At 71.2% G+C, this 20,215-nt stretch carries 14 protein-coding genes; 4 read left to right on the plus strand and 10 right to left on the minus strand.

Annotated elements, in window-relative coordinates; translation table 11 throughout:
- The gene (locus tag ACQBAT_RS15625; RefSeq protein ID WP_420747817.1) at positions 1 to 2,319 is read left to right on the plus strand and encodes an acyltransferase family protein; all 2,319 of its coding nucleotides are present in this window, start codon (positions 1 to 3) and stop codon (positions 2,317 to 2,319) included.
- 353 nt (positions 2,320 to 2,672) lie between these two features.
- Here the strand turns inward: ACQBAT_RS15625 and rfbA are convergent, their stop codons facing one another.
- From rfbA to ACQBAT_RS15660, 7 genes are read right to left on the minus strand one after another with little or no spacing between them, the layout of a single operon-like run.
- Positions 2,673 to 3,539, minus strand: a complete 867-nt coding sequence (gene rfbA, locus ACQBAT_RS15630) for a glucose-1-phosphate thymidylyltransferase RfbA (RefSeq protein ID WP_420747816.1) — start codon at positions 3,537 to 3,539, stop codon at positions 2,673 to 2,675.
- Between the two features lie 10 nt (positions 3,540 to 3,549).
- Positions 3,550 to 4,992: a sugar nucleotide-binding protein gene (locus tag ACQBAT_RS15635; protein WP_420747815.1), complete on the minus strand. Its 1,443-nt coding sequence runs from the start codon at positions 4,990 to 4,992 to the stop codon at positions 3,550 to 3,552.
- 32 nt (positions 4,993 to 5,024) lie between these two features.
- The gene (gene rfbB / locus ACQBAT_RS15640) at positions 5,025 to 6,035 is read right to left on the minus strand and encodes a dTDP-glucose 4,6-dehydratase (RefSeq protein WP_420747814.1); all 1,011 of its coding nucleotides are present in this window, start codon (positions 6,033 to 6,035) and stop codon (positions 5,025 to 5,027) included.
- A gap of 10 nt (positions 6,036 to 6,045) precedes the next feature.
- A complete protein-coding gene (locus tag ACQBAT_RS15645; RefSeq protein ID WP_420747813.1) occupies positions 6,046 to 7,158 on the minus strand; it encodes a glycosyltransferase family 4 protein in 1,113 nt (370 codons plus the stop codon).
- Positions 7,155 to 8,069: an ABC transporter ATP-binding protein gene (locus ACQBAT_RS15650; RefSeq protein ID WP_420747812.1), complete on the minus strand. Its 915-nt coding sequence runs from the start codon at positions 8,067 to 8,069 to the stop codon at positions 7,155 to 7,157. The genes ACQBAT_RS15645 and ACQBAT_RS15650 overlap by 4 nt, the downstream gene beginning before the upstream one ends.
- The gene (locus tag ACQBAT_RS15655) at positions 8,056 to 8,967 is read right to left on the minus strand and encodes an ABC transporter permease (protein WP_420747811.1); all 912 of its coding nucleotides are present in this window, start codon (positions 8,965 to 8,967) and stop codon (positions 8,056 to 8,058) included. The genes ACQBAT_RS15650 and ACQBAT_RS15655 overlap by 14 nt, the downstream gene beginning before the upstream one ends.
- Positions 8,964 to 10,223: a nucleotide sugar dehydrogenase gene (locus ACQBAT_RS15660; RefSeq protein ID WP_420747810.1), complete on the minus strand. Its 1,260-nt coding sequence runs from the start codon at positions 10,221 to 10,223 to the stop codon at positions 8,964 to 8,966. Before ACQBAT_RS15660 ends, ACQBAT_RS15655 begins: the two co-directional genes overlap by 4 nt.
- A 120-nt stretch (positions 10,224 to 10,343) precedes the next feature.
- Between ACQBAT_RS15660 and ACQBAT_RS15665 the strand changes: the two genes are divergently transcribed.
- Genes ACQBAT_RS15665 through ACQBAT_RS15675 form a run of 3 tightly spaced genes read left to right on the plus strand, consistent with a single transcriptional unit; the run spans position 10,344 to position 14,957 of the window.
- Entirely contained in the window at positions 10,344 to 11,408 is a 1,065-nt protein-coding gene (locus tag ACQBAT_RS15665; protein WP_420747809.1) for a glycosyltransferase, read from the plus strand.
- Positions 11,405 to 12,004, plus strand: coding sequence for a hypothetical protein (locus tag ACQBAT_RS15670; RefSeq protein WP_420747808.1), 600 nt, complete (start codon positions 11,405 to 11,407; stop codon positions 12,002 to 12,004). Before ACQBAT_RS15665 ends, ACQBAT_RS15670 begins: the two co-directional genes overlap by 4 nt.
- Positions 11,985 to 14,957 carry a hypothetical protein gene (locus ACQBAT_RS15675; protein WP_420747807.1) on the plus strand — a complete coding sequence of 991 codons (2,973 nt, stop codon included), beginning with the start codon at positions 11,985 to 11,987 and terminating at the stop codon, positions 14,955 to 14,957. Before ACQBAT_RS15670 ends, ACQBAT_RS15675 begins: the two co-directional genes overlap by 20 nt.
- Here ACQBAT_RS15675 and ACQBAT_RS15680 read toward each other — a convergent pair.
- From ACQBAT_RS15680 to ACQBAT_RS15690, 3 genes are read right to left on the minus strand one after another with little or no spacing between them, the layout of a single operon-like run.
- Positions 14,923 to 16,863 (minus strand): hypothetical protein, encoded by a 1,941-nt coding sequence (locus tag ACQBAT_RS15680; protein ID WP_420747806.1) that lies wholly within the window; start codon positions 16,861 to 16,863, stop codon positions 14,923 to 14,925. The genes ACQBAT_RS15675 and ACQBAT_RS15680 overlap by 35 nt on opposite strands.
- Positions 16,856 to 19,876: a glycosyltransferase gene (locus tag ACQBAT_RS15685; protein ID WP_420747805.1), complete on the minus strand. Its 3,021-nt coding sequence runs from the start codon at positions 19,874 to 19,876 to the stop codon at positions 16,856 to 16,858. The genes ACQBAT_RS15680 and ACQBAT_RS15685 overlap by 8 nt, the downstream gene beginning before the upstream one ends.
- On the minus strand, positions 19,863 to 20,213 hold the full coding sequence (locus tag ACQBAT_RS15690) for a hypothetical protein (RefSeq protein WP_420747804.1): 351 nt from the start codon (positions 20,211 to 20,213) through the stop codon (positions 19,863 to 19,865). The genes ACQBAT_RS15685 and ACQBAT_RS15690 overlap by 14 nt, the downstream gene beginning before the upstream one ends.
- Positions 20,214 to 20,215: the final 2 nt, after the last annotated feature.

Below are 20,215 nucleotides of genomic sequence, written 5' to 3' on the forward strand. Positions count from 1 at the left end.
GTGTCCACGGGGCACGTCGCCGCCCTGCGCGGCGATATCGAAGGACTGCGCGCGATCGCGGTCCTCATGGTGCTCCTGTACCACGCCGGCGTCCCCGGGGTCAGCGGCGGTTTTGCCGGTGTCGACGTCTTCTTCGTGATCTCCGGCTACCTGATCACCGGGCAGCTGGTGCAGGAGGCGCGGCGGTCCGGGCAGGTTTCGCTCCTGCGCTTCTACGCCCGACGTGCCCGGCGCCTGTTGCCCGCCGCTGGGCTGGTACTGACGGTCACCGCGCTGGTCGGCTGGTGGCTGCTGCCGGCCGGTCGCCGCGGCGAACTCGGCACCGACGTCCTGGGCGCCACCTTCTACGTCGTGAACTGGGTCTTCGCCGGCCGCGAGGTCGACTATCTCGCCGAGGACTCTGCTCCCTCGCTGGTCCAGCACTACTGGTCGCTGTCGGTCGAGGAGCAGTTCTACGTCCTGTGGCCGCTGCTCATCCTCCTCGTCCTGTATGCCGTGCGCCGCTGGCGGGTGCCACTGGTGCCGCTGGTGACGATCACCCTGGGCACCCTGGTCGTGGCCTCCTTCGTCTGGTCGGTGGTGCACACGGCCTCGTCTCCGGGCAACGCCTACTTCGTGACCACCACCCGCGTCTGGCAGCTCGGGGTGGGCGGTCTCCTCGTCCTGCTGACCCCGCTGCTGGGGCGCGTGCACCGGGCGGTCGCGCCCTGGTTGGCGGGACTCGGCTTGCTCCTGATCGCGATCACCCTGCTGGCGGTATCCACCAGCACGCCGTGGCCGGGCTCCGCGGCGCTGCTGCCCACCCTCGGCACGGCCGCCGTGATCGCCGCCGGCATCGTTCGCCCGGTCAACCCGGTGGCACAGCTGCTCGGGGTGGGGCCGATGCGCTTCCTGGGTGGCTTGTCCTACGGCCTCTATCTCTGGCACTGGCCGGCGCTGCGGGTGTTGGCTGAGCTGGCACCGGACGCGGGCCTTGTGAGCCGCCTGCTGGTGGCAGGGTTCTCGGTGCTGCTGGCCTGGCTCAGCCTGAAGCTGGTGGAGAACCCGATTCGCTTCGCCCCCGCCCTGACAGCTTCCCACCTGCGCACCCTCGCGGTGGGCGCCGGGACGATGGCGCTCACCGCTGTCCTCGGCGCCACCCTGATGGCCACGGCGCCACGCTTCGACCCGACGGCGGGACGGGGCGAGGTCTTGGAGCAGGGTGCTGTGGGCGAGGTCGGTGACGAGCACGAGCACGATGACGCGGCCGACGGGCAGGACGTTGGTGGGACCGACGGGGCTGGCGCAGGCACCAACGGCGATGAGGCCGAGGGGCAGGATGCTGGGGGAACAGACGAGCAGGGCGGCGCGGGGACCGGCGGGCAGAGCGGCGCGGGCACCGGCGATGCCGACGAGCCAGCGCCGATCGTGGACGCTGGCGCAATCGGCCTGGTCCGGCCGGACAGCCGCACCGCCACCGAGCTGGAGAGGGTGTCCGACGTCGACGCGGTGGCTCCGAGCACCACCCCGATCTACCCCGACCCCGCCGTCGCCACCCGCGACATCCCGCCGCGGACCTATGCCGAGGGCTGCCAGGTCGCTCAGGACTCCGTCGAGCTGGTCGGGCCCGAGGAGTGCTGGTTCGGCGACCCCGACGGTGACATCGAGCTCGCCGTCCTCGGCGACTCCAAGATGGCCCAGTGGATGCCGGCGCTAGACCCGATCGCCCGTCAGGAGGGATGGCGGGTCAAGGTGTGGACCCGCTCGACCTGTGGGTTCGCGGCGAAGGAGAGCGATGAGCTGTGCCGCGAATACAACCAGACTCTCTCCGCCCATCTCACGCAGAACCCACCGGACATCCTCGTCACCTCGATGGTCCGTGCCGGCGGGGAGGCGCTCGGCGGGTCGATGGCCGAGCTGATCCGTCCCATCCAGGACGCTGGCACCACGGTCGTCGTGCTCGCCGACAATCCCGCCCCGACGACCGCCGAGATGGGTGACCGTCCCTCCTACGAGTGCGTCGCCGCCAACCTGGATGACCTTGCGGAGTGCAGCTACAAGCCCGGCAGGGGCAGCGGGACCCACGCCCTGAGCATCGCCGCCGAGCAGTTGGACGCGCCCCTGCTCGAGATGGACCCCTGGATCTGCCCGCCCGGCACCGAGAACGGCCGCTGCCCCATCGTCATCGGCCGCGTCCTGATCTTCCGTCAGGGCAGCCACCTCACCGCGACCTACGTGTCCTCCCTCACCCCGATCCTGCATCACGAGCTCGTCCGCCTCGGCATCGCGCAGACCCCCCTCGAGGACATCCCCTGGCAGATCGCCGACCCCGCCGGCTGACCCTCCAGCCCAACCTCTCGCACGCCCATCTCGACCGGACGTCCGCTGCGATCGAAAAATCGCCGACCGAACGTGCGCTGTGCTCCCGATTTTGCCCACCGGACGTCTGCGGTGCGCGCCGATGCCATCGCTGTGGTCTTTCAAACGTGCACAACGGAGCGGGTGCAGGGAGAATCCCAGGTCAGCGACGGCATACGGGACGTTGTGCATGTCTGAATGACTGGGCCCGGTGGCCACATTCGCGAGCACAACGCACGTCCGGTGGCCACATTCGCGAGCACAACGCACGTCCGGTGGCCACATTCGCGAGCACAGCGCACGTCCGGTCGGGGAGGGGGCTGGGGGGCTGCTGCTCAGCTCTGGTCGATCAGGCCGAGCAGGTAGTCCCCGTAGCCGGACTTGCGGAGGGGTTGCGCGCGGGTGGCGAGTTCGTCGTCGGTGAGCCAGCCCATGCGCCAGGCGACTTCTTCGGGGGCGCCGATCTTGTAGCCCTGGCGGGCTTCGAGGGTGCGGACGAAGTTGGAGGCGTCGTTGAGGGAGTCGAAGGTGCCGGTGTCCAGCCAGGCGGTGCCGCGGGGCAGGACCTCGACGTGCAGCTCGCCGTCGTCGAGGTAGCGCCGGTTGAGGTCGGTGATCTCCAGCTCGCCCCGCGGGGAGGGGGTGAGCTCGCGGGCGTAGTCGACGACGCGGTTGTCGTAGAAGTACAGGCCGGGCACGGCGTAGGAGCTGCGGGGCTGCGCGGGCTTCTCCTCCAGGGAGACCGCGCGCCCGTCCTGATCGAACTCCACGACCCCATAGGCGGTCGGGTCGGCCACCCGGTAGCCGAAGACGGCCGCGCCCACGAGGTCGGAGTGGTGGCGCAGCTGGGTGCCCAGGCCGGGCCCGTAGAAGATGTTGTCGCCCAGCACCAGGCAGGAATGATCGTCCCCGATGTGATCGGCACCGAGCAGGAAGGCCTGCGCGAGCCCGTCCGGGGAGGGCTGCTGGGTGTAGGTGATCGAGATCCCGAACTGCGACCCGTCCCCGAGCAACCGCTGGAACTGCGGCGCCTCGTGCGGAGTGTTGATCACCAGCACGTCCGTGATCCCGGCGAGCATCAGCGTGCTCAGCGGGTAGTAGATCATCGGCTTGTCATAGACCGGGACCAGCTGCTTGCTGATGCCCAGGGTGATCGGGTGCAGCCGGGAGCCGGTCCCACCGGCCAGGATGATGCCACGCACAGGGGGCCTCCTAGGAGTTCTGCGGGTCGTCGGGACGGGTCCGGGGTGGCGCCGTGTCAGCGGGTGCTGCTGGCTCCAGGCCCTCCAGGTATGCCGTGAGCCCAGTGATCTGGTCCGTGGGCGAATAGCCGGTCGCCTCGATCTTGTCCAACGCCAGCACCGAGCGCGCGGGGCGGGGGGAGATCGGCTGGTCCGACGGCATACCGGACAGGTAGTCCTGCGTGCAGACCGGCGTGACGTCATCGGCGTCGCGGCCACGGTGGGCGAAGACGACCTTGGCCAGGTCGGCCCAGGAAGCGGGTTCGCCGGAACAGGTGAGGTTGTAGGTGCCGTACGGGGCACGGGCCGTGAGCAGGTGTGCGGTCGCGCGGGCGAGATCGTCGGTGAAGGTGAGCCGGCCCACCTGGTCATCCACCACGCGCGGGCTGATCCCGCGGTCGGCCAGCGAGGCCATCGTGCGCACGAAGTTGCCGCCCTGCCCGATCACCCAGGACGTGCGCAGCAGGTAGTGGCGCGGGGCGACCGAAGCCGCGAGATCACCAGCAGCCTTGGCCTGCCCATAGACCCCCAACGGAGCCACCGCGTCGTCCTCGCAGTAGGCCTCCGCGGTCCCGTCGAAGACATAGTCCGAGGAGTAGTGCACCAGCGTGAACCCCTCCCGGGCCGCCCGCCGCGCCAACGCCGCGACCCCGGTCGCGTTGGCCGCCCACGCCGCCCGGCGACCCTCGGGGCTCTCGGCCGCATCGACCCCCGTGTGCGCCGCGGCGTTGATGACCACCTGCGCCCCGCCCAGATCGAGGTCCGCGACCGCGGCCGGGTCAGCCAGATCCACCTCATCCCGGCCCACGAGCCGGGCGCCCGGGAACTGGGCAGCCAAAGCCTGACCCAACTGGCCACCAGCACCCAGCACCACCATCTCCGGCGCAGCGACCGGGACCACCTGCCCCAGGCGAGGATGGTGCTCGTCCTTGGCCGAGATCTGCGCCTGCGACAGCGGGATCGGCCACTCGATCGCGACCGTCTCATCGGCCAGGTTCAGCATCGTGTAGGACGCCTCGGGCGACCAGTGATCGTTGACCAGGTAGGAGTAGACCACGTCCTCCTCCAACGCCTGGTAAGAGTTCGCGACCCCCCGCGGGACGAAGACCGCCCGCCCCTCATCCAGCACCTCGGTGTGCACCGCCCCAAAACCCGGGCCCTCCCGCAGATCCACCCACGCACAGAACACCCGACCATGCCCGACCGAGACCAACTTGTCCCACGGCTCCGCATGGATCCCCCGCGTCACCCCGGCCGCAGCGTTGTAGGAGATCGACTGCTGCACCGGCCCGAAGTCCGGCAACCCCGCCACCACCATCTTGGCCCGCTGCCAGTTCTCCTTGAACCACCCCCGCTCATCACCATGAACGACCAGATCCACCACCAGCAGACCCGGGATCGCGGTCCCCCGCACACTCGGACCCTGCCCGCTCGCACCCGTCAAGATCACTGGCCCTTCGCGGCGTAGGCAGCCTCGGTCGCCGCCTTCTTCGGCCCCCACCAGTCCCGATGCTCGGCATACCAGTCGATCGTGCGCGCCAACCCCTCCTCGAAAGAGGAGAACTGCGGCGCCCACCCCAACTCCTGCCGCAACCGGGTCGAGTCGATCGCATACCGCAGGTCATGCCCCGGCCGATCCATCACCTGATCAAAATCATCCGGCTCATGACCCAGCTGCTCCAGGATCAAGCGCACCACCTGCAGGTTCGACTTCTCCCCATCGGCACCGATCAGATACGTCCGCCCGATCTCACCCTTGTCCAGGATCGTCAGCACCGCCGAGGAATGGTCATCGGCGTGGATCCAGTCCCGCACGTTCTCCCCCGAGCCATACAGCTTGACCCGACCACCCTCCAACAGGTTCGTGATCTGCCGCGGGATGAACTTCTCCACGTGCTGCCACGGGCCATAGTTGTTCGAGCAGTTCGACACCGTCGCCGCCACCCCAAAACTGCGCACCCACGCCCGCACCAGATGATCCGCCCCCGCCTTGGACGCCGAGTACGGCGACGACGGCCGATACGGCGTGGACTCGGTGAACCGCTCCGGATCATCCAACTCCAGATCCCCATAGACCTCATCGGTCGAGATGTGATGCAAGCGCACCCCGTGCCGCCGCACCGCCTCCAGGATCGTGAACGTCCCCACGATATTGGTCTGCACAAACGGGCTCGGATCCTGCAACGAGTTGTCATTGTGCGACTCCGCCGCGTAATGCACCACCGCATCATGCGGCCCGCTCAACCGCCCCACCAGCTCATCCACCAACGCCGCGTCAGTGATATCCCCCTGCACCACCTCAACCCGATCCCCAGGCAGGTCGGCCAACGCCTCGGGAGAAGCGGCATACGTCATCGCATCCAGCACGATCACGGACGCATCAGTCCGCTCCACCACGAAACGCACAAAATTGGACCCGATGAAGCCGGCCCCGCCGGTCACGAGAAGTCGGCGCATGGCCGCCAGCCTAGCCAGCACCCCCCGCGATGGCATCAAGGGCCGCGACGAAGTCACCGCGCAGCCGCCCCCAGTCGTGCTGCTCGGCGACGTAGGCGTGCCCCGCCCGCCCGAGCTCCCTGGCGCGATCCGGGTTGGCCGCCCAGTCGGTGAGCACCGCGACCACCTCCTCAGTGGCCAGGAAGGGCACGACGACACCCCCGCCGCTGCGCTTGACCAGATCCTTCTGGACCGGCAGCGGGGTGACGATCGCGGGGACGCCGCGGCTGAGGTACTCGACCACCTTGGTCGCCATGCTCGGGCGGAAGTTGGCCTCGTCGTGCAGCAGGCACAGCCCCGCGAGCGCGCCCTCAAGGCGTTGCACGGCCTGGTCGGCGGGCAGGAAGCCCACCCAATCGAGGACGCCTTCATCCCGCGCTCGCGCGAGCAGCTCCTCCGCGGCGCCGTGCGCGGGCCCGATGATCTCCAGCCGGACGTCCTCAGGCAGGCGGCGCGCGATCTGGATCATCTCCGCCGCGCCGCGCTCAAGGGTGTTGCTGCCGAGGTAGACGACCCGGTGCGGCGGCGTCTGCTCCCCCCGTTCGGGCACGCTGGCCGGGACCGCGGTGACATTGGGGACCACGGGGTGGGGGCGTCGGAAGCGCTCGGCGTAGTGGTGGTCGGCGAGCAGCAGGTGCACGCGACGTTCGGCCAGTCGCTCGGCAGTGCGGACGGCGGTGGCGGCCGGCGGGCGCAGCGGTCGCGGGATCCAGCCCTTGACCTCGACGGCGGCGGCCGTGTCCTCGTGGACGTCCCAGATGACGGGCGGCAGGTCGAGCCGGACCGTCGCGAGGAGCAGCTCAGGATCGTGGAGGAGGACGAGATCGTGGCCGGCCGCCCGCTCGGCGAGCACTCGCCGCGCCCCACGCAGGGCCGCGAACCGGTTCCGTCCCCGCGCGCGCGGCACCTCGAGGGCCGTGAGTGCCGGTATGTCGTGTGGCGGGGTCAGCCCGTACCCGGACCAGGGTGCGGCGTAGGTGACCTGCCAGCCGGCATCGAGCAGGGCGGTGATCTGGCGGTGCCGGATACGGCTGTCCTCAGGGTGGTGGACCACCGTGAGGACGAGCGCGGACCGGGGGGTCATGACGACTTCTTCCGCTTTCGCGCGCGCTGCTCCCAGAGGTCGAGGAACTCGGCCGCCGCGTCGACGCCGTGCAACTGCTCGATCTCACGCGCCTCCTCGAAGCGCTGCCGCCAGACGTGGCGGTGCTTGCCGTACTTGCGGTTGTAGAGCCCGTAGACGGGCGCGACCTCACCGTCGGCCAGCAGCCGACCGTCGTCGATCCACAGCACGCGGTCACACATCTTCTCGATCGAGGTGCGGCTGTGGCTGACCATGAAGACCGTGCCGGCCTGCTCGCGGAACTGCGCGATCCGCTCCTGGGCGCGCTCCTTGAACTGGGCGTCACCGGTGGCCAGCGCCTCGTCGACGACCAGGATGTCGGGCACGGTCGCGGTCGAGATGGCGAAGCGCAGCCGGGCGCCCATGCCGCTGGAGTAGGTGTTCATCGGCAGGTCGATAAAGTTGCCGAGGTCGGCAAACTCGATGATCTCGTCCATCCGTGCCCGCACCTGGGCGGGCGTCATCCCTTGCGCCAGGCAGCCGATCTCGACGTTCTGCCGACCGGTGAGCTTGGGCAGCAGCACCGCGCTCACGCCGAGCAGCGCCGCGCGCCCCCCGATCCAGACCCGACCCTTGGTAGGCGGCACGAGACCGGCGATCGTGCGCAGCAGGGTCGACTTGCCGGACCCGTTGCGGCCGATGATGCCGATCGACTCACCGCGGCGGGCGACGAAGGAGACGTCCCGCACGGCATACACCTCGCGCACGCCGATGCCCGCCTTGTTGCGGGAGACCAGTCGGCGGAAGGCGCCGGCCTCATCTTGCGGGTCGACCTCGCCGGAGCCGGTGCCGAACACTCGGTAGGTGATGTCGACGTGCGAGGCGACGACCGACGGCTCGCCCAGCTCGCGCTGCCGCTCACGCTCGGCCATAGGAACCCTCCCCGCGCCAGAAGAAGATGAAGCCGCCGACGAAGAAGAGCAGCGCCCAGCCGACCGCGACGGCCCAGGTCACCAGGTCGAAGCTGCCGGCATTCCAGATCGTCTCGCGCACCACGGTCAGGGACACGGCTGCGGGCTGGTACTGCAGGATCAGCGCCCAGATCCCCTCGGCGCCGAGCCGGTCCATCTGCAGCTCGATCGAGAAGAAGACGCCCGAGACGTAGCGCAGCAGGCGCACGATGAGCGGCATCAGGTTGGCCAGGTCGCGGGCGCCGTGCACGAGGCGGGCAGCGATCATCGCGATGCCCAGGCCCATCGTCGTCACGATCAGCAGCGCGACCGGGTAGAGCAACCAGGTCCATTCGACCTTGCCGCCCTGGTCCCACAGCGCGATCACGAGCAGGACCGCAAAGGCGGGTAGTTGGCCGACGAAGGCGGAGAGCACCGAGACCAACGGAGGCAGCACCCGGGGGAACTGCATCGCCCGGATCACGCTGAGCTTGGTCAGCAGCGACTTCGAGCCGGCGGTGAGCGCCACCGAGAAGAGCGAGTAGGTGAACAGCCCCGCGGTGAGGAAGGTGATGAAGTTGTCGATCCCGCGGCTGGTCTGCAGGAGCAGGCCGAAGATCAGGAAGTAGGCGACGCCGAGGAGCAGCGGGTTGACCACGGCCCAGACGAAGCCGAGGTAGTTGTCCCGGTGGTCGCTGTAGAACTCTCCCTTGGCCATCGTCCACATCAGGTGGCGGTGCCGCCAGACGTCAGCGATGTAGGAGCCCAGCGACGGCCGCTGGGCGACGAGGTCCAGGTCGTACCGCGCCGCGAGCGCCGCCGCCTCCTTTTCGCTCAGCGCCGTCGGCAGCGACCGAGGGTCGGGACCGACGTCGGTCACAGTCGGGTGACCTTGTCGCTCTCCGTCACGACCCCGCGGGTGTCGAAGAAGGTGCGGGCGGCCTGGGCGAGGGCGTCGACGTCGTACTCGCGGTGGCTCTGGACCAGCACGGTCAGGTCAGCCTCACCGGCAGCCGCGGCAGCGTCATCGACCCGCTGCGCCTCGGGCACCGCACGCCAGGTGCTCACGTGCGGGTCGTGATAGCGCACGATCGCACCCTTGGCAGCCAGCTGCTTGGCCAACGGCACCGCCGGCGACTCACGCTGGTCAGCGATATTCGGCTTGTACGTCACGCCCAACAGCAGCACGGTCGACCCCTTGAGCGCCTTGCCCTCCTCGTTCAGGATGTCCTGGGCCCGGGAGACCACATAGGCCGGCATCCCAGAATTGATCTCCTGAGCCAGCTCCACGAACCGGAACGGATACCCCAACCGCGCCCGCACGTTGTAGGACAGATAGTTCGGGTCGATCGGGATGCAGTGCCCACCCACCCCCGGACCCGGGTAGAACGCCTGGAACCCGAACGGCTTGGACTTCGCCGCCTCGATCACATCCCACAGATCAATGTCCAACTCGTGACAGAACCGCGCCATCTCGTTCACCAACGCGATATTGATGTGCCGGTAGGTATTCTCCAACAACTTCGCCGTCTCAGCCTCCCGCGTCCCCTTGGTCGGCACCACCGTATCCACGAACGCCCCGTAGAACGCCGCGCCCGCCTCCGTGCACGCCGGGGTGTGCCCACCCACGACCTTCGGGGTGTTCTTCGCCCCGAACTTCTCATTACCCGGATCGATCCGCTCCGGGGAGAACACCAGATGGAAGTCCTGGCCAGCCACCAACCCACCAGCCTCCAACGCCGGCCGCACCACCTCATCAGTCGTGCCCGGATAGGTCGTGGACTCCAGGATCACCAACATCCCCGGGTGGATATGCCGCGCGACCATCCCGACCGCGGACTCCACCGCCCCCAGATCCGGCCCACCATCCTCAGCCAACGGCGTCGGCACACAGATCACCACCGCCTTGGCCTCAGCGATCCGCGACTCATCCGTCGTCGCCTCAAAACCCGCCTCGATCATCGCCGCGATATCAGCATCCGACAGATCATCCACATGCGAACGACCCGCGTTCAGATCCGCGACCACACCCTCATTGATATCCAACCCCAACACGGTCTTCCCCACCCGACTGGCCTCCTGAGCCAACGGCAGACCGACATAACCCAGACCGATGATGACGGCGTCCACAGCCATGGTTGATCGACTCCTCAAGGATCGGCTGGCAGTTCCACGCAGGTGCTTTCACGCGCATTCACGGCAGTGTGCGCGTGCTGCGCGTCGGTCATGATATCGCGCTGTGACATGATCGCCGCTATGCCGTCGGTCCTGCTCGTGTCCAGCAATGGCGCGGGCATGGGGCACCTCACCCGGCTGCTGGCCTATGCCCGCCGGATGCCGGCCGACACCCAGCGTTACGTGCTCTCCCTGTCCCAGGCCGTCCCAGTCGTCGCGCAGGAGGGGCTGCCCTGGGAATACCTCCCCAGCCAGGGCGCCAGCGGCCTGCGACCGGCCGCCTGGCGGGCGATGTTCGCCGAGCGCGTCGATGAGATCCTGCGTCGCCTGCGCCCGGACGTGCTGGTCTTCGACGGCACCCACCCCTACTCCGGGCTCGACGTCGCGCTGGCGGCCAACCCCCAGACCCGCGCCGTATGGAGCCGCCGGGGCATGTGGCGGCCGGGCCGCAATGTCGACCAGTTGGACAAGACCGCCTGGTTCGACGCCGTGGTCGAGCCCGGCGACCTGTCAGCCGCCGCCGATCGCGGCGCCACCGCGACCGCCGAGGGCGCCGTCCGGGTCCCGCCCGTCACCCTCGTCGACCGGGCCGACCTGACCTCGCGCGCGCAGGCGCGGGCCGCCCTCGGACTCCCCGCGGAGGGCACCCTGGCCCTGGTCGCGCTGGGTGCCGGCAATATCAACGACACCGACGACGAGGTCGGCGCCGCCGCCGCCGCGCTGCAGGACCGCGGGGTCGGCGTCTGCGTCACCGCCCCGTCCATCGCCGAGCGCGCCTACGCCGGATCCGGGGTGCACCTCGTGCGGCACTTCCCGCTCTCCGAGCACTTCGCCGCCTTCGACCTCGCGATCGCCGCCTCGGGCTACAACTCCTTCCACGAGGCGCTCCGCCTGGGCGTGCCGACCGTCTTCGTCCCCAATCGGCATACCTCCTTGGACGACCAGGCCGGGCGCGCCGAGCACGCGGCCGAGCGCGGCTGGGCGCTGACCGCCGGTGCGCTCACGGGTGGACGCGCCGCGGCCCTGGTCGATGAGTTGCTCGCGCGTGGTCCCGAGCTCGCCGCCCGCGCGCTCGCGGACGACCCGGGCAATGGCGCCGGTGCGGCCGCCGCCGAGATCCTGCGGGTGGCGGGGGCGGACCGATGAGCCTGTCACCCGGTGTGCGCCGCCGCCAGCAGCAGCTGTCGCGGTGGGCCAAGCGGACCCCCGGCTACACCTTCGCCCTCGAGCAGGTGCTCCCCCGGGTGCGCCGCAACGCGGTGCTCACCGACCTCGCCTGGCGCATCTTCGCGCCGCGGCACGGCGCCGGGCACGTCAACGTCGCCCTCCTCCCGGACCGGCAGGTGACCGGCCCGGATGTCGCCCGCCTGCCCGTGGTGGGGGTGCTCGCCACCGGGCTCGCCGAGGCCCAGCTCGAGGAGCTGATGTCCCACCTCGCCGAGCTGCAGCGCAGCACGGTCGCCTTCCGTCCCCTGCTCGTGGTCGATCGCCCGATCTTCGCCGCTGCGCGGCCTTTCGGGTATGTCGTGGAGCACGTCCTCCCGCGCGCGGACTGGGCCTTCGAGACGGCCTGGGAGGACTACCTGGCCGAGCGGTTGGGGTCGCTGGTCGACCACTACCAACTCTGGCACCTGGCCCGGACGCGGGAGAGCGACGGCAGGCTGGACCCGGTCGACGAGGCGCTGCTGCGGGCCCTGGCCCGACGGCTGCCGCCCGAGGTGGATGTCCACGCCCAGGGTTGACCCGGCCACACGGGACGCAGCCCCGCACTGCGCACGGGGGGACGACGAGCGCGCCGCCCTGGTCCAGGGCGCCCATCCGCACGGCTATCTCCTGACCAGCGGTCCGCCCCACGCGGGAGGCGCGAGCGCCACAGCGCCCCCCGGGTGGCGCACCCGCACCGACCTGCTCCCCGGCGCCACCCTCCACCTGCACCCGCGGACAGTCCTGTCCGCCGCCGAGCAGGGGTCGCCCGACGGGCGGCACACCATCGTGCTGCTCGGCCACCCAGTGGACGCCGCCGCGGGCACCGCCGACGGCACCCGCATCGCCCACGACCTGCTCGCCAGCTGGCTGACCAGCGGCGAGGAGGCCCTGGTCCGGCAGGCGGCCGAGCTCGGTGGCCGGTGGACCCTCTTCGCCGGTGTCGGCCAGCGCGCCGCCGACAGTTCCGCACCCCCAGCCCCACCCCGCAGCTCCACCACCCTCCTCGTCATCCCGGACACCCACGCCACCCAACCGGTCTTCCACGCCGTGGCTGGCGATCACCTCGCCCTGGGCAGCACCCCCGCCCTGGTCGCCGAGATCCTCGACCTGCCGGTCGACGAGTCCGCGCTGACCCTCCTGGACGAGCTCGCGACCCGGCGCAAGGGAGCGGTGACCTACCTGCCCGGGCGACGCACGGCATACCGGGGCCTGGATCCGCTCGTGCCCAACTGCCTGCTGCGGATCGACCTGGCCGACCACCCGAGCCACCGTCCCACGATCGCCCAGGAGCGCTTCTGGCCCTGGCGCGAGCGGGTCGAGACGCGCGATGTGGACGCCGTCTACCGCGCCTTCCGCGCACGGATCGGTGCGCACACCGACCTGCTCGCCTCGCTCGGGCGCCCGGTCCTGAGCCTGACCGCCGGCGGCGACAGCGCGGTCACCGCCGCGATCGCCCACCGGCAGGTGCGGGAGCGGGACGGCTTCGCCTTCACCTACGTCAATCCCCGGGACGCCCGTCGCGGACCCGCCGCGCTCGCCGATGTCACCGGGGCCAGCGCGGTCGCGGCGCAGCTGGGGATCGCCCACCGCGTGCTGCGGTGGCGGCAGCCCGAGGCCGGTGGTGCCTTCGATGAGCTGCACCGCCGCACCTACGCACCCCTGGTTCCGAGCCGGGGTGCCGCGCACGCGATGTGGGCGGACCTGCCGCGCTCGGGCGCCGCGGGACCGGACGATCAGCCCGGACTGGTGCAGTTGCAGTCCAACTGTGGCGAGACCGGCACCACCTTCATCCGGCACCGGACCGACGAGCCGCTCTCGCCGCTGCGGCTGGCGCGGATGATGATGAACGCCACGGACGGCCTGGAGGATCTCGCCGAGCAGATGTACGGCGACTATCTCGACTACGCCCAGCTCTCCCCGGCTCGGCTGCTCGGCTACGACCACCACGACGTCTTCTACTGGGAGCAGCGGATCGGTCGGTGGGGGTGGCAGAAGTTCACCGACGGCGACTTCGGCCACCGGATCCTGCTGCCGTTCAACGATCGGGTGCTGCTGGAGACGATGCTCTCGCTGCCCTACCCCCTGCGCGAGGCCAGGGTCCTCTTCGCCAAGGTGCTCGCCGAGGTGCCCGCGGCGCGGGTGCCGACGGTGCGCCCACCGCGGTTGCCAGCGGTGACCCGGGCGCTGGGCGGGACACTGCCCGGGCGTGTGGGCAAAGGGCTTGATCGCCGCGCGAGGCGGGCGGTCGACGGGTTGGGCAGGAGCGCGGCGCTGCGGAGGTTCGGCTTCGCCCGTGGGTATGCCGTGTCCCCCGCCGGTGCCGCCCCTCCCGTCCGCGGCTGGTCACGGCAGGCGTTGCCCGGTGGGCAGGCGACGCTGCACGTGCACCCGGGGCTCTCGCACGCCGTGGTCGGGGACGAGCGGCGGTGGGTGCTGGCGCTGGGCGAACCGGTGGCGATCCGGGAGGGGCGGGCAGGTGCTGGGGTCGTCGGCGCTGGGGTCGTCGGTGCGGAGCCGGTGGCAGACTGGCTGCACGAGCTGTTGTCGGGTGGGGACTTCTCGGGTGGGGACGCAGAAGGTCAGGGCACATCCGGGACTGCCGTGCGGGCCGCTGCTCTGCTCGCCGGGAGCTGGTTGGTGGTGCTCCATGACGGGAGCAGCGACGGTGGCACGGTGGTGCTGACCGATGCCCTGGGCAGCATCCCGGCGTACCCGAGCACCGATGGTCGAGGCGTCCGCTCGCACCGCGGGCTCGATCCTGCGGAGTCGGATGCTGCGGTGGCCGACCCGCTCGGCCCGGACAGCTATGCCTGGACTGCGGGCCCTCTAGGCATCACGCCGCTCGAGGTTCGACCGCTCGACGCCGTGCTCACCGACGAGCACCTCGCCGAGATCGCCGAGGCGGCCGAGCGGGACGGCATCACCAGGTCGAGCCGGCTCACGGCCCACGTAGATCTCCTGCGCAGCCTGGGTCCGGTGCGGCTGGGCCTGACCGGTGATGAAGGCAGCGGTGAGCTGCTCGACCTGCTCGCCCGTTCCAGTGACGTGCGCGCCGTGACCTGGTGGGACCGGCTCGCGGACGACAGCGCCGCGGAGGAGGTCTTCGCGGCGAGCGCGCGCGCTGCGGAGGCGGGCGTCCCCCATCGGGTGCTCGGGGTGCGTGAGGACGTGGACGGCGGACGAGCTGGCGAACTGGCTCGCGAGCACGCCCACGCTGCTCTGGAGCGCACGATGAGCTCGCCGCGAAGCGGATCCGCCCCCCAGGACATGCTCGCCCTGGGACCAGTGCTTGATGACGCCCTTCCTGCCTCAGCGGTGCTCTGGCTCGGTGCCACGCGCGTGAGCCAGGAGTCCGCCGGCAGCAGCACCGAGACCAGCACTGATCGCAGCATCGGCAGCGCCCGAGCGCGGGTCTGGGATCAGGTGCAGGGGGTGCGCCAGATCGCCCTACCCTTCAGCGACCGCCTGCTCCCCCTGCTGCCGCAGTAGGTCTGACGCAGGTCTGCACGGTCGCTGCTCCTCCGGCTTCATCGGCACCTGATTCGCGACCCTTCGAACCGGCCCAGGTGTCCGTCCGGGCCCGGAGCACGACGTCGCCCGCATCTCCTTCGTCCGGGAGCAGTTCGGTGCCGCCGACCGGGCGATACCGCTCATCCACCGCCGCGATGAGCGGGTCCTCCTGAGCCAGCACCTCCCACCCGCCGGCCCGACGCACGAGCAGCGCAGGGACGAGCACCACATCGGGCCAGCGCCCGGTGTCCTCCCACCACTGCACGGTGCGGGCATTGACCTCGCCGAACCTCGCGAGCCAGAGCAGATTGGTGTCCATCGGGTTCTGGCCATAGAGATAGCCAGGTGGGATCGAGTAGAAGAAGACGCCGTCCTCGGGCCGGACCCACTGCGCCAGGGTGGTCCGCAACTCGCAGTCCCGGTCGATGATCTCGGCACGGGTGTGGAGCCCAGCCATCGGGCCGCCCACGATCGGGCCCTCAAGGGTTTCGGGTGGTCCGTCGCGGAAGCTACGGACCGGGTGCACGGCCAACAACGAGCCGACCAGGGCCAGCGCCGCCACCCCCGAGACGACGTCCCGCAGGGTGTAGCGGCCAGTAAGGGTAGAGCGGCCAGGCGGGCCATCGCCGCCAGCGACCCACATCACCAGGGCCGCACCGATGACCCCCAGCAGGGGCTGCGCGGGAGGCGCCGGGACCCCCCAGGTGATCGCGGCCGAGCTGGTCATCGCGAAGGCGAGGAAGCCCAGCACGGCGACCGGCAGGGTCAGCGCGAGCAGCAGGCGGAGGTCGGTGTCGGCGGATCGATGCGCGTGCTGCAGCACCGGCACGAGCAGCAGGATGATCACCAGCAAGGCAAACGCCCCGCTGAACAGGCCGAACTGCTCGCCGGCCTCCCGCTCGCTCGGGGCCGCGGCCCAGGCGACTACCGCGAGCGCGACCGGCACCCCGAGCGCCGCTCCCGCGCGCAGCCAGCGCGGCAGGACGGGCAGCGCGGCCACGATGGCCAGCCCGACGGCGGGCAGCGTGGAGGGAGCGATGAGTCCCCGGCCCAGCCGGCCGAGCGACCGCGCTGCCCTCGACCAGGGATCGGGACGCGATGCCTGGTAGTCGGTCGTGTAGCGGATCGTCTCCAGCACCGCCCCCAGCCCCGGCCCGATCAGCAGCCCGAGCGCGATCAGGGCGGACGCGCCGCCGCCACCGAGGAGCAGACCGGCACGCACGGCCGCGGTTCGGGACAGGATGAGGACGGTCAGCCCCAGGACGGCGGCCGCGGGGAGGCTGGCGGGGTGTGAGAGCACGGAGACGGCGAGCGCCACTCCGGAGAGCGCGGCCCATCGGCCAGCGCTGCGCACGGTGGCCGAGGTGGACGGGCCCGGTGCCGGCGCCCGCCCCGCCAACGTCAGCGCGGCGAAGCCCGCACAGCTGGCCAACCCCAGGGCCAGCACGGGCATCGTGTTGTAGCTGGTGAGCAGGAGGTTGTAGGGCGTGGGCGTGAGCATGAGCACGACCGCCACCCACGCCGCGATCGCCGGGATCCGGGTCCGCAGGGCGCGATAACACAGGACCCCCACGCCGAAGGCGAGCGCCAGATAGAAGACCCGGGAGGCGAGGACCAGGCCCTCCACCCCGAAGAGGTGCACCCAGATCCAGGTGAAGGGCACCGCAGCCAACGAGCCCAGCGCCTGCAGGTTCATCTCGTCGACCAGCACCCGGTCCCCCTGGGCCAGGCGCAGGGCGAGCGCCACGACATGTCCCCCATCCCCCAGGTCAGCGCCCAGCCGGACCCGCCAGAGCCCGTAGCCCGCCAGCGCCAGCGTGGCGAGCAGGAGGGCCCACCGCACCGGCACGCCCGTGCTGGTCTGCGCTGTACTCCGCTCAGCCACGGTCGGCCACCGGCGCGGTCAGACCCACCGGCGCCGTCGGCTCCGTCAGCACCTGGTCCACCCCGTCCCGGGTCAGGACCACCGCAGCCACCCCGTCGCTGTCGGCCAAGGCATCCGCCAGGGCGGCATCGACCGCCCCATCCGCGGGGGTGGCGAGCGCCCGGGCGAACCGGTCCCGATCCGTCATCGACAACGCCGTCCCGCTGTGCAGCAGCACCGCCCGGTCGGCCCGCGCCCCGTCGGCCGCGGACCGCAGCCGGACCTCATGCCGGGTCAGCTGCTCCTTCCCGCGCGCCTCCACGTTCCTTCGCGCGTCCACCTTCCCCCGCCCGTCCTCCCCTACCGAGTCAGCGCCACCCTCAGCCCGCGCGCCGCCCCACGCCTGCGCCAACCCGTCCAACGTCCGCAGCCGGTCCACGAACGAGGCGTGCGAGAAGCGCTCGGCCACGAGGTGCTGCACCTGGGCGACGCGAGCGGCATACCGGACGGGGTCGGTGAGATAGGACTCGATCACGGCGCGCGAGCCCGCCGGCTCCGCGTAGTCGAGCAGCTCGCCGAAGACCGGCCGGTGCTTGGGGTGGGCGATGACGACCAGGCCCGAGGCTGCCGCCTCCAGCAGCACCCGCCCGAAGGCTTCGTGCCGCTCGGGGTGGTCCTGATAGAGGAAGAAGTCCAGCCCGGCCAGGAAGTCCGCCGGATCGACCGACCCGGCGCGCAACAGCTCCCAGTTCGCCGGCGGGGGGGTCTCCTCGGGACGCCCGGCCTCGGCGAGCAGCCGCTTCCAGGTGGCGCGGGTGCCCATCATCCGGACCGCATACCCCTCGCCCAGGTCGTAGGCCGCGAGCAGTTCATCGGCGCTCGCGGGGTGCTTGAGCGGGTGGTCGCGGCTGAACCGCCCCACCACCACCGGCCGCTCGCCCCGCTCCGGGACAGCGTGCTCACGCCGCCACTGCGCGACATCGATCAGCCCCGGGTTGTCCCAGTCGGTCAGCCGGATCTGCGGATCCTGGGCGCGCAGGAGCTCGCGGATGACGGGACCCTGGGGCATCCAGACCGGGTCGGTGCCGAAGAGCTCGCGCGCCCGCTCGGTGACATCGGCGACGACATAGCGCTGGTCGCTGCCGTCCGGCTCCAGCGGTGCCTGGTTGGCCATCACGAGCAGGTGCCGTGGCCGCAGCGGGCGGGGCTGAGGCACGCTCGGCGGGTGCTGCAGCACGAGGGGATAGCGGACCATCAGCACGTCGACATCCACGTCGTCGTCGATCTGGATCCACTCGGCCTCGCCCCGGCGGATCAGGTCGACGATCGGGGCGCACAGCGGCAGGTCCTTGGTGGTCGCGAAGCGCAACGCCTCCAGGTGCAGCACCCCCACCTGCAGGCCGGCCTCGCGCGCCGCACGGATCTCCTCGAGCATCGAGCGCTGCGGCCCTCCGTAGCGTCGCCAGTCCCCGCCGAGCACCAGGTCCAGGTGGCGCGGCGCGGGCAGCGCGGGATCGCGCGGGGCCGGGGCGGTCCACCGGCGCGGCTCGGGGATCGGCCGGCTCTCGACCGGGTCCAGGTATGCCGCAGCTCCAGACCGGATCTCCTCGTGCCACGGTGCGTAGAGGGTCTTGTAGGCGTGCCGCGCGCCGTGCCGCCACATCCGGGTGAACTCGCTGGAGGACAGGGTCTGGCCCGAGCGCAGCAGCAAGAGGCACTCGTCGACGGTGTGCACGGCGTGCTCGCCGAAGGCGGCCTGGATGCGACGGGCGTACTCGGTGTCGGCGGACTTGCGGGCCGGGTCGAAGAAGCCGAGCCGGGAGAGCACCGGGTCCAGCCGGATCAGCAGGGTGGGGGCAGCGATCGCGCGGTGCCGGTAGCCGAGCCGGACCAGCGCCAGGTTCTCATCCACCCGGGCGCCCAACCCGCGGGTGGCCATCCGCGAGGGGTCGGCCTCCAGCGCCTCGACCAGCGTGGCGATGGCCTGCGGGTGCAGCCAGTCATCGGAGTCGAGGGTGGTCAGATAGGCGCCGCGGGCCTGCCGCAGCGCAGTGTTGCGCGCCCGATAGGTGCCGCCGTTGACCGCCTTGCGGATCACCCGCACCCGCGGGTCGAGGGCCTCCGCCTGTTGCAGCCAGGGCTCGGCGTCCGGGCCGGAGGCGTCGTCGACGACCAGGATCTCCAGCGCCTGCCAGGTCTGGGCGAGCAAGGACCGCACGGCGGTCAGGAGGGGGGCGCCGGGGCGGTAGGCGCTGACGACGACCGTGACCAGCGCGCGCCCGTCGACGTCGGCGCGAGGGAGGTGGGCTGGCTGGGTGCTGAGCCGATCGAAGGGGGTGGTGCCGGTGGGCAGCAGACTCAGGGGGGCCAGCGCCGTGGAGTGGAGCGCCCGATCGAGCAGCGCGAGCCAGTCATCGGTCTCGACCTGGGCAGCGACCTCGGCAGCGACCTGCGCACCGATCCGGGCGGAGTCGGGGAAAGCCGAGTCCTCGGACCGCAGCGTGCTCAGGAAGGGGTTGGCCAGGTCAGCCCGCATCGCATCCGCGACGTCGTCGGGGATCTGCAGCTCGTGGCGATCGAGCAGGTCGGCGACTCCGTCGGCGTCCCGGTCCAGGCAGCGCAGATGCAGGAGCAGCTGGGCTGCCTGTGGGTGCAGGCCGGCAAGTTCGCCGCAGGCGTCCAGCGCCTCGAGCAGGCGGCGACCACGGGCGATCTCGGCGGGGTCGGGGGTCTGGAGGATCAGGACGCGGGCGTACTGGCCGAGGTGGTAGGCCGCCGCACCACCGGGGAGGCCAGCGTGCGTGCCCGCTCGTGTTCTCGAGCGCGCACGGCATACCTCCTGTGCCCAGGCGTCCACCTGCTCCGGGGTCGCGCCTGGCCAGGCCGCCTCGACGAGCACCTCGCGCGCGTGGATCGACCTGGTCCGCAGCGCGGTCGCCGCGAGCGCGTCGGGGTGGTCGAGCAGGATCTGGTTGCGGGCGGTGTCGCGGGACACGCCCGCGCGGGTGGCGACCGGGATCTCAGCCGCGCTCATCGTGCCGGCGCAGCGAAGCCTCGAGGGTGTCCTGGAGCCGGTCGAGCCGGCCGGTGTACTGCGCCTGGAGCGCGCGCACGGTCCCGACGACGTCCTCCTGAGCGGGCGCCGCGCGCCCGCCGGTGGTGTCGATGCCGGCGACCTGAGCCTTGACGAATCCGCGCAGCTCGCGCACCCGACGGTCGGCGTCCACGGCGACCAGCAGCACGGCCGACAGCAGCGCCATCCCGGCCAGCACCACGAGCCACCACCAGCCGAGCGCGGCGCCGACGACAGCCACGAGGCTGAGCACCCCGGCGACCGCGCCGCCGAGGATCAGGAGCTGCTGGGTGCGCATGA

This window comes from Ornithinimicrobium pulveris (genome assembly GCF_050261105.1).
Taxonomy (GTDB): domain Bacteria; phylum Actinomycetota; class Actinomycetes; order Actinomycetales; family Dermatophilaceae; genus Ornithinicoccus.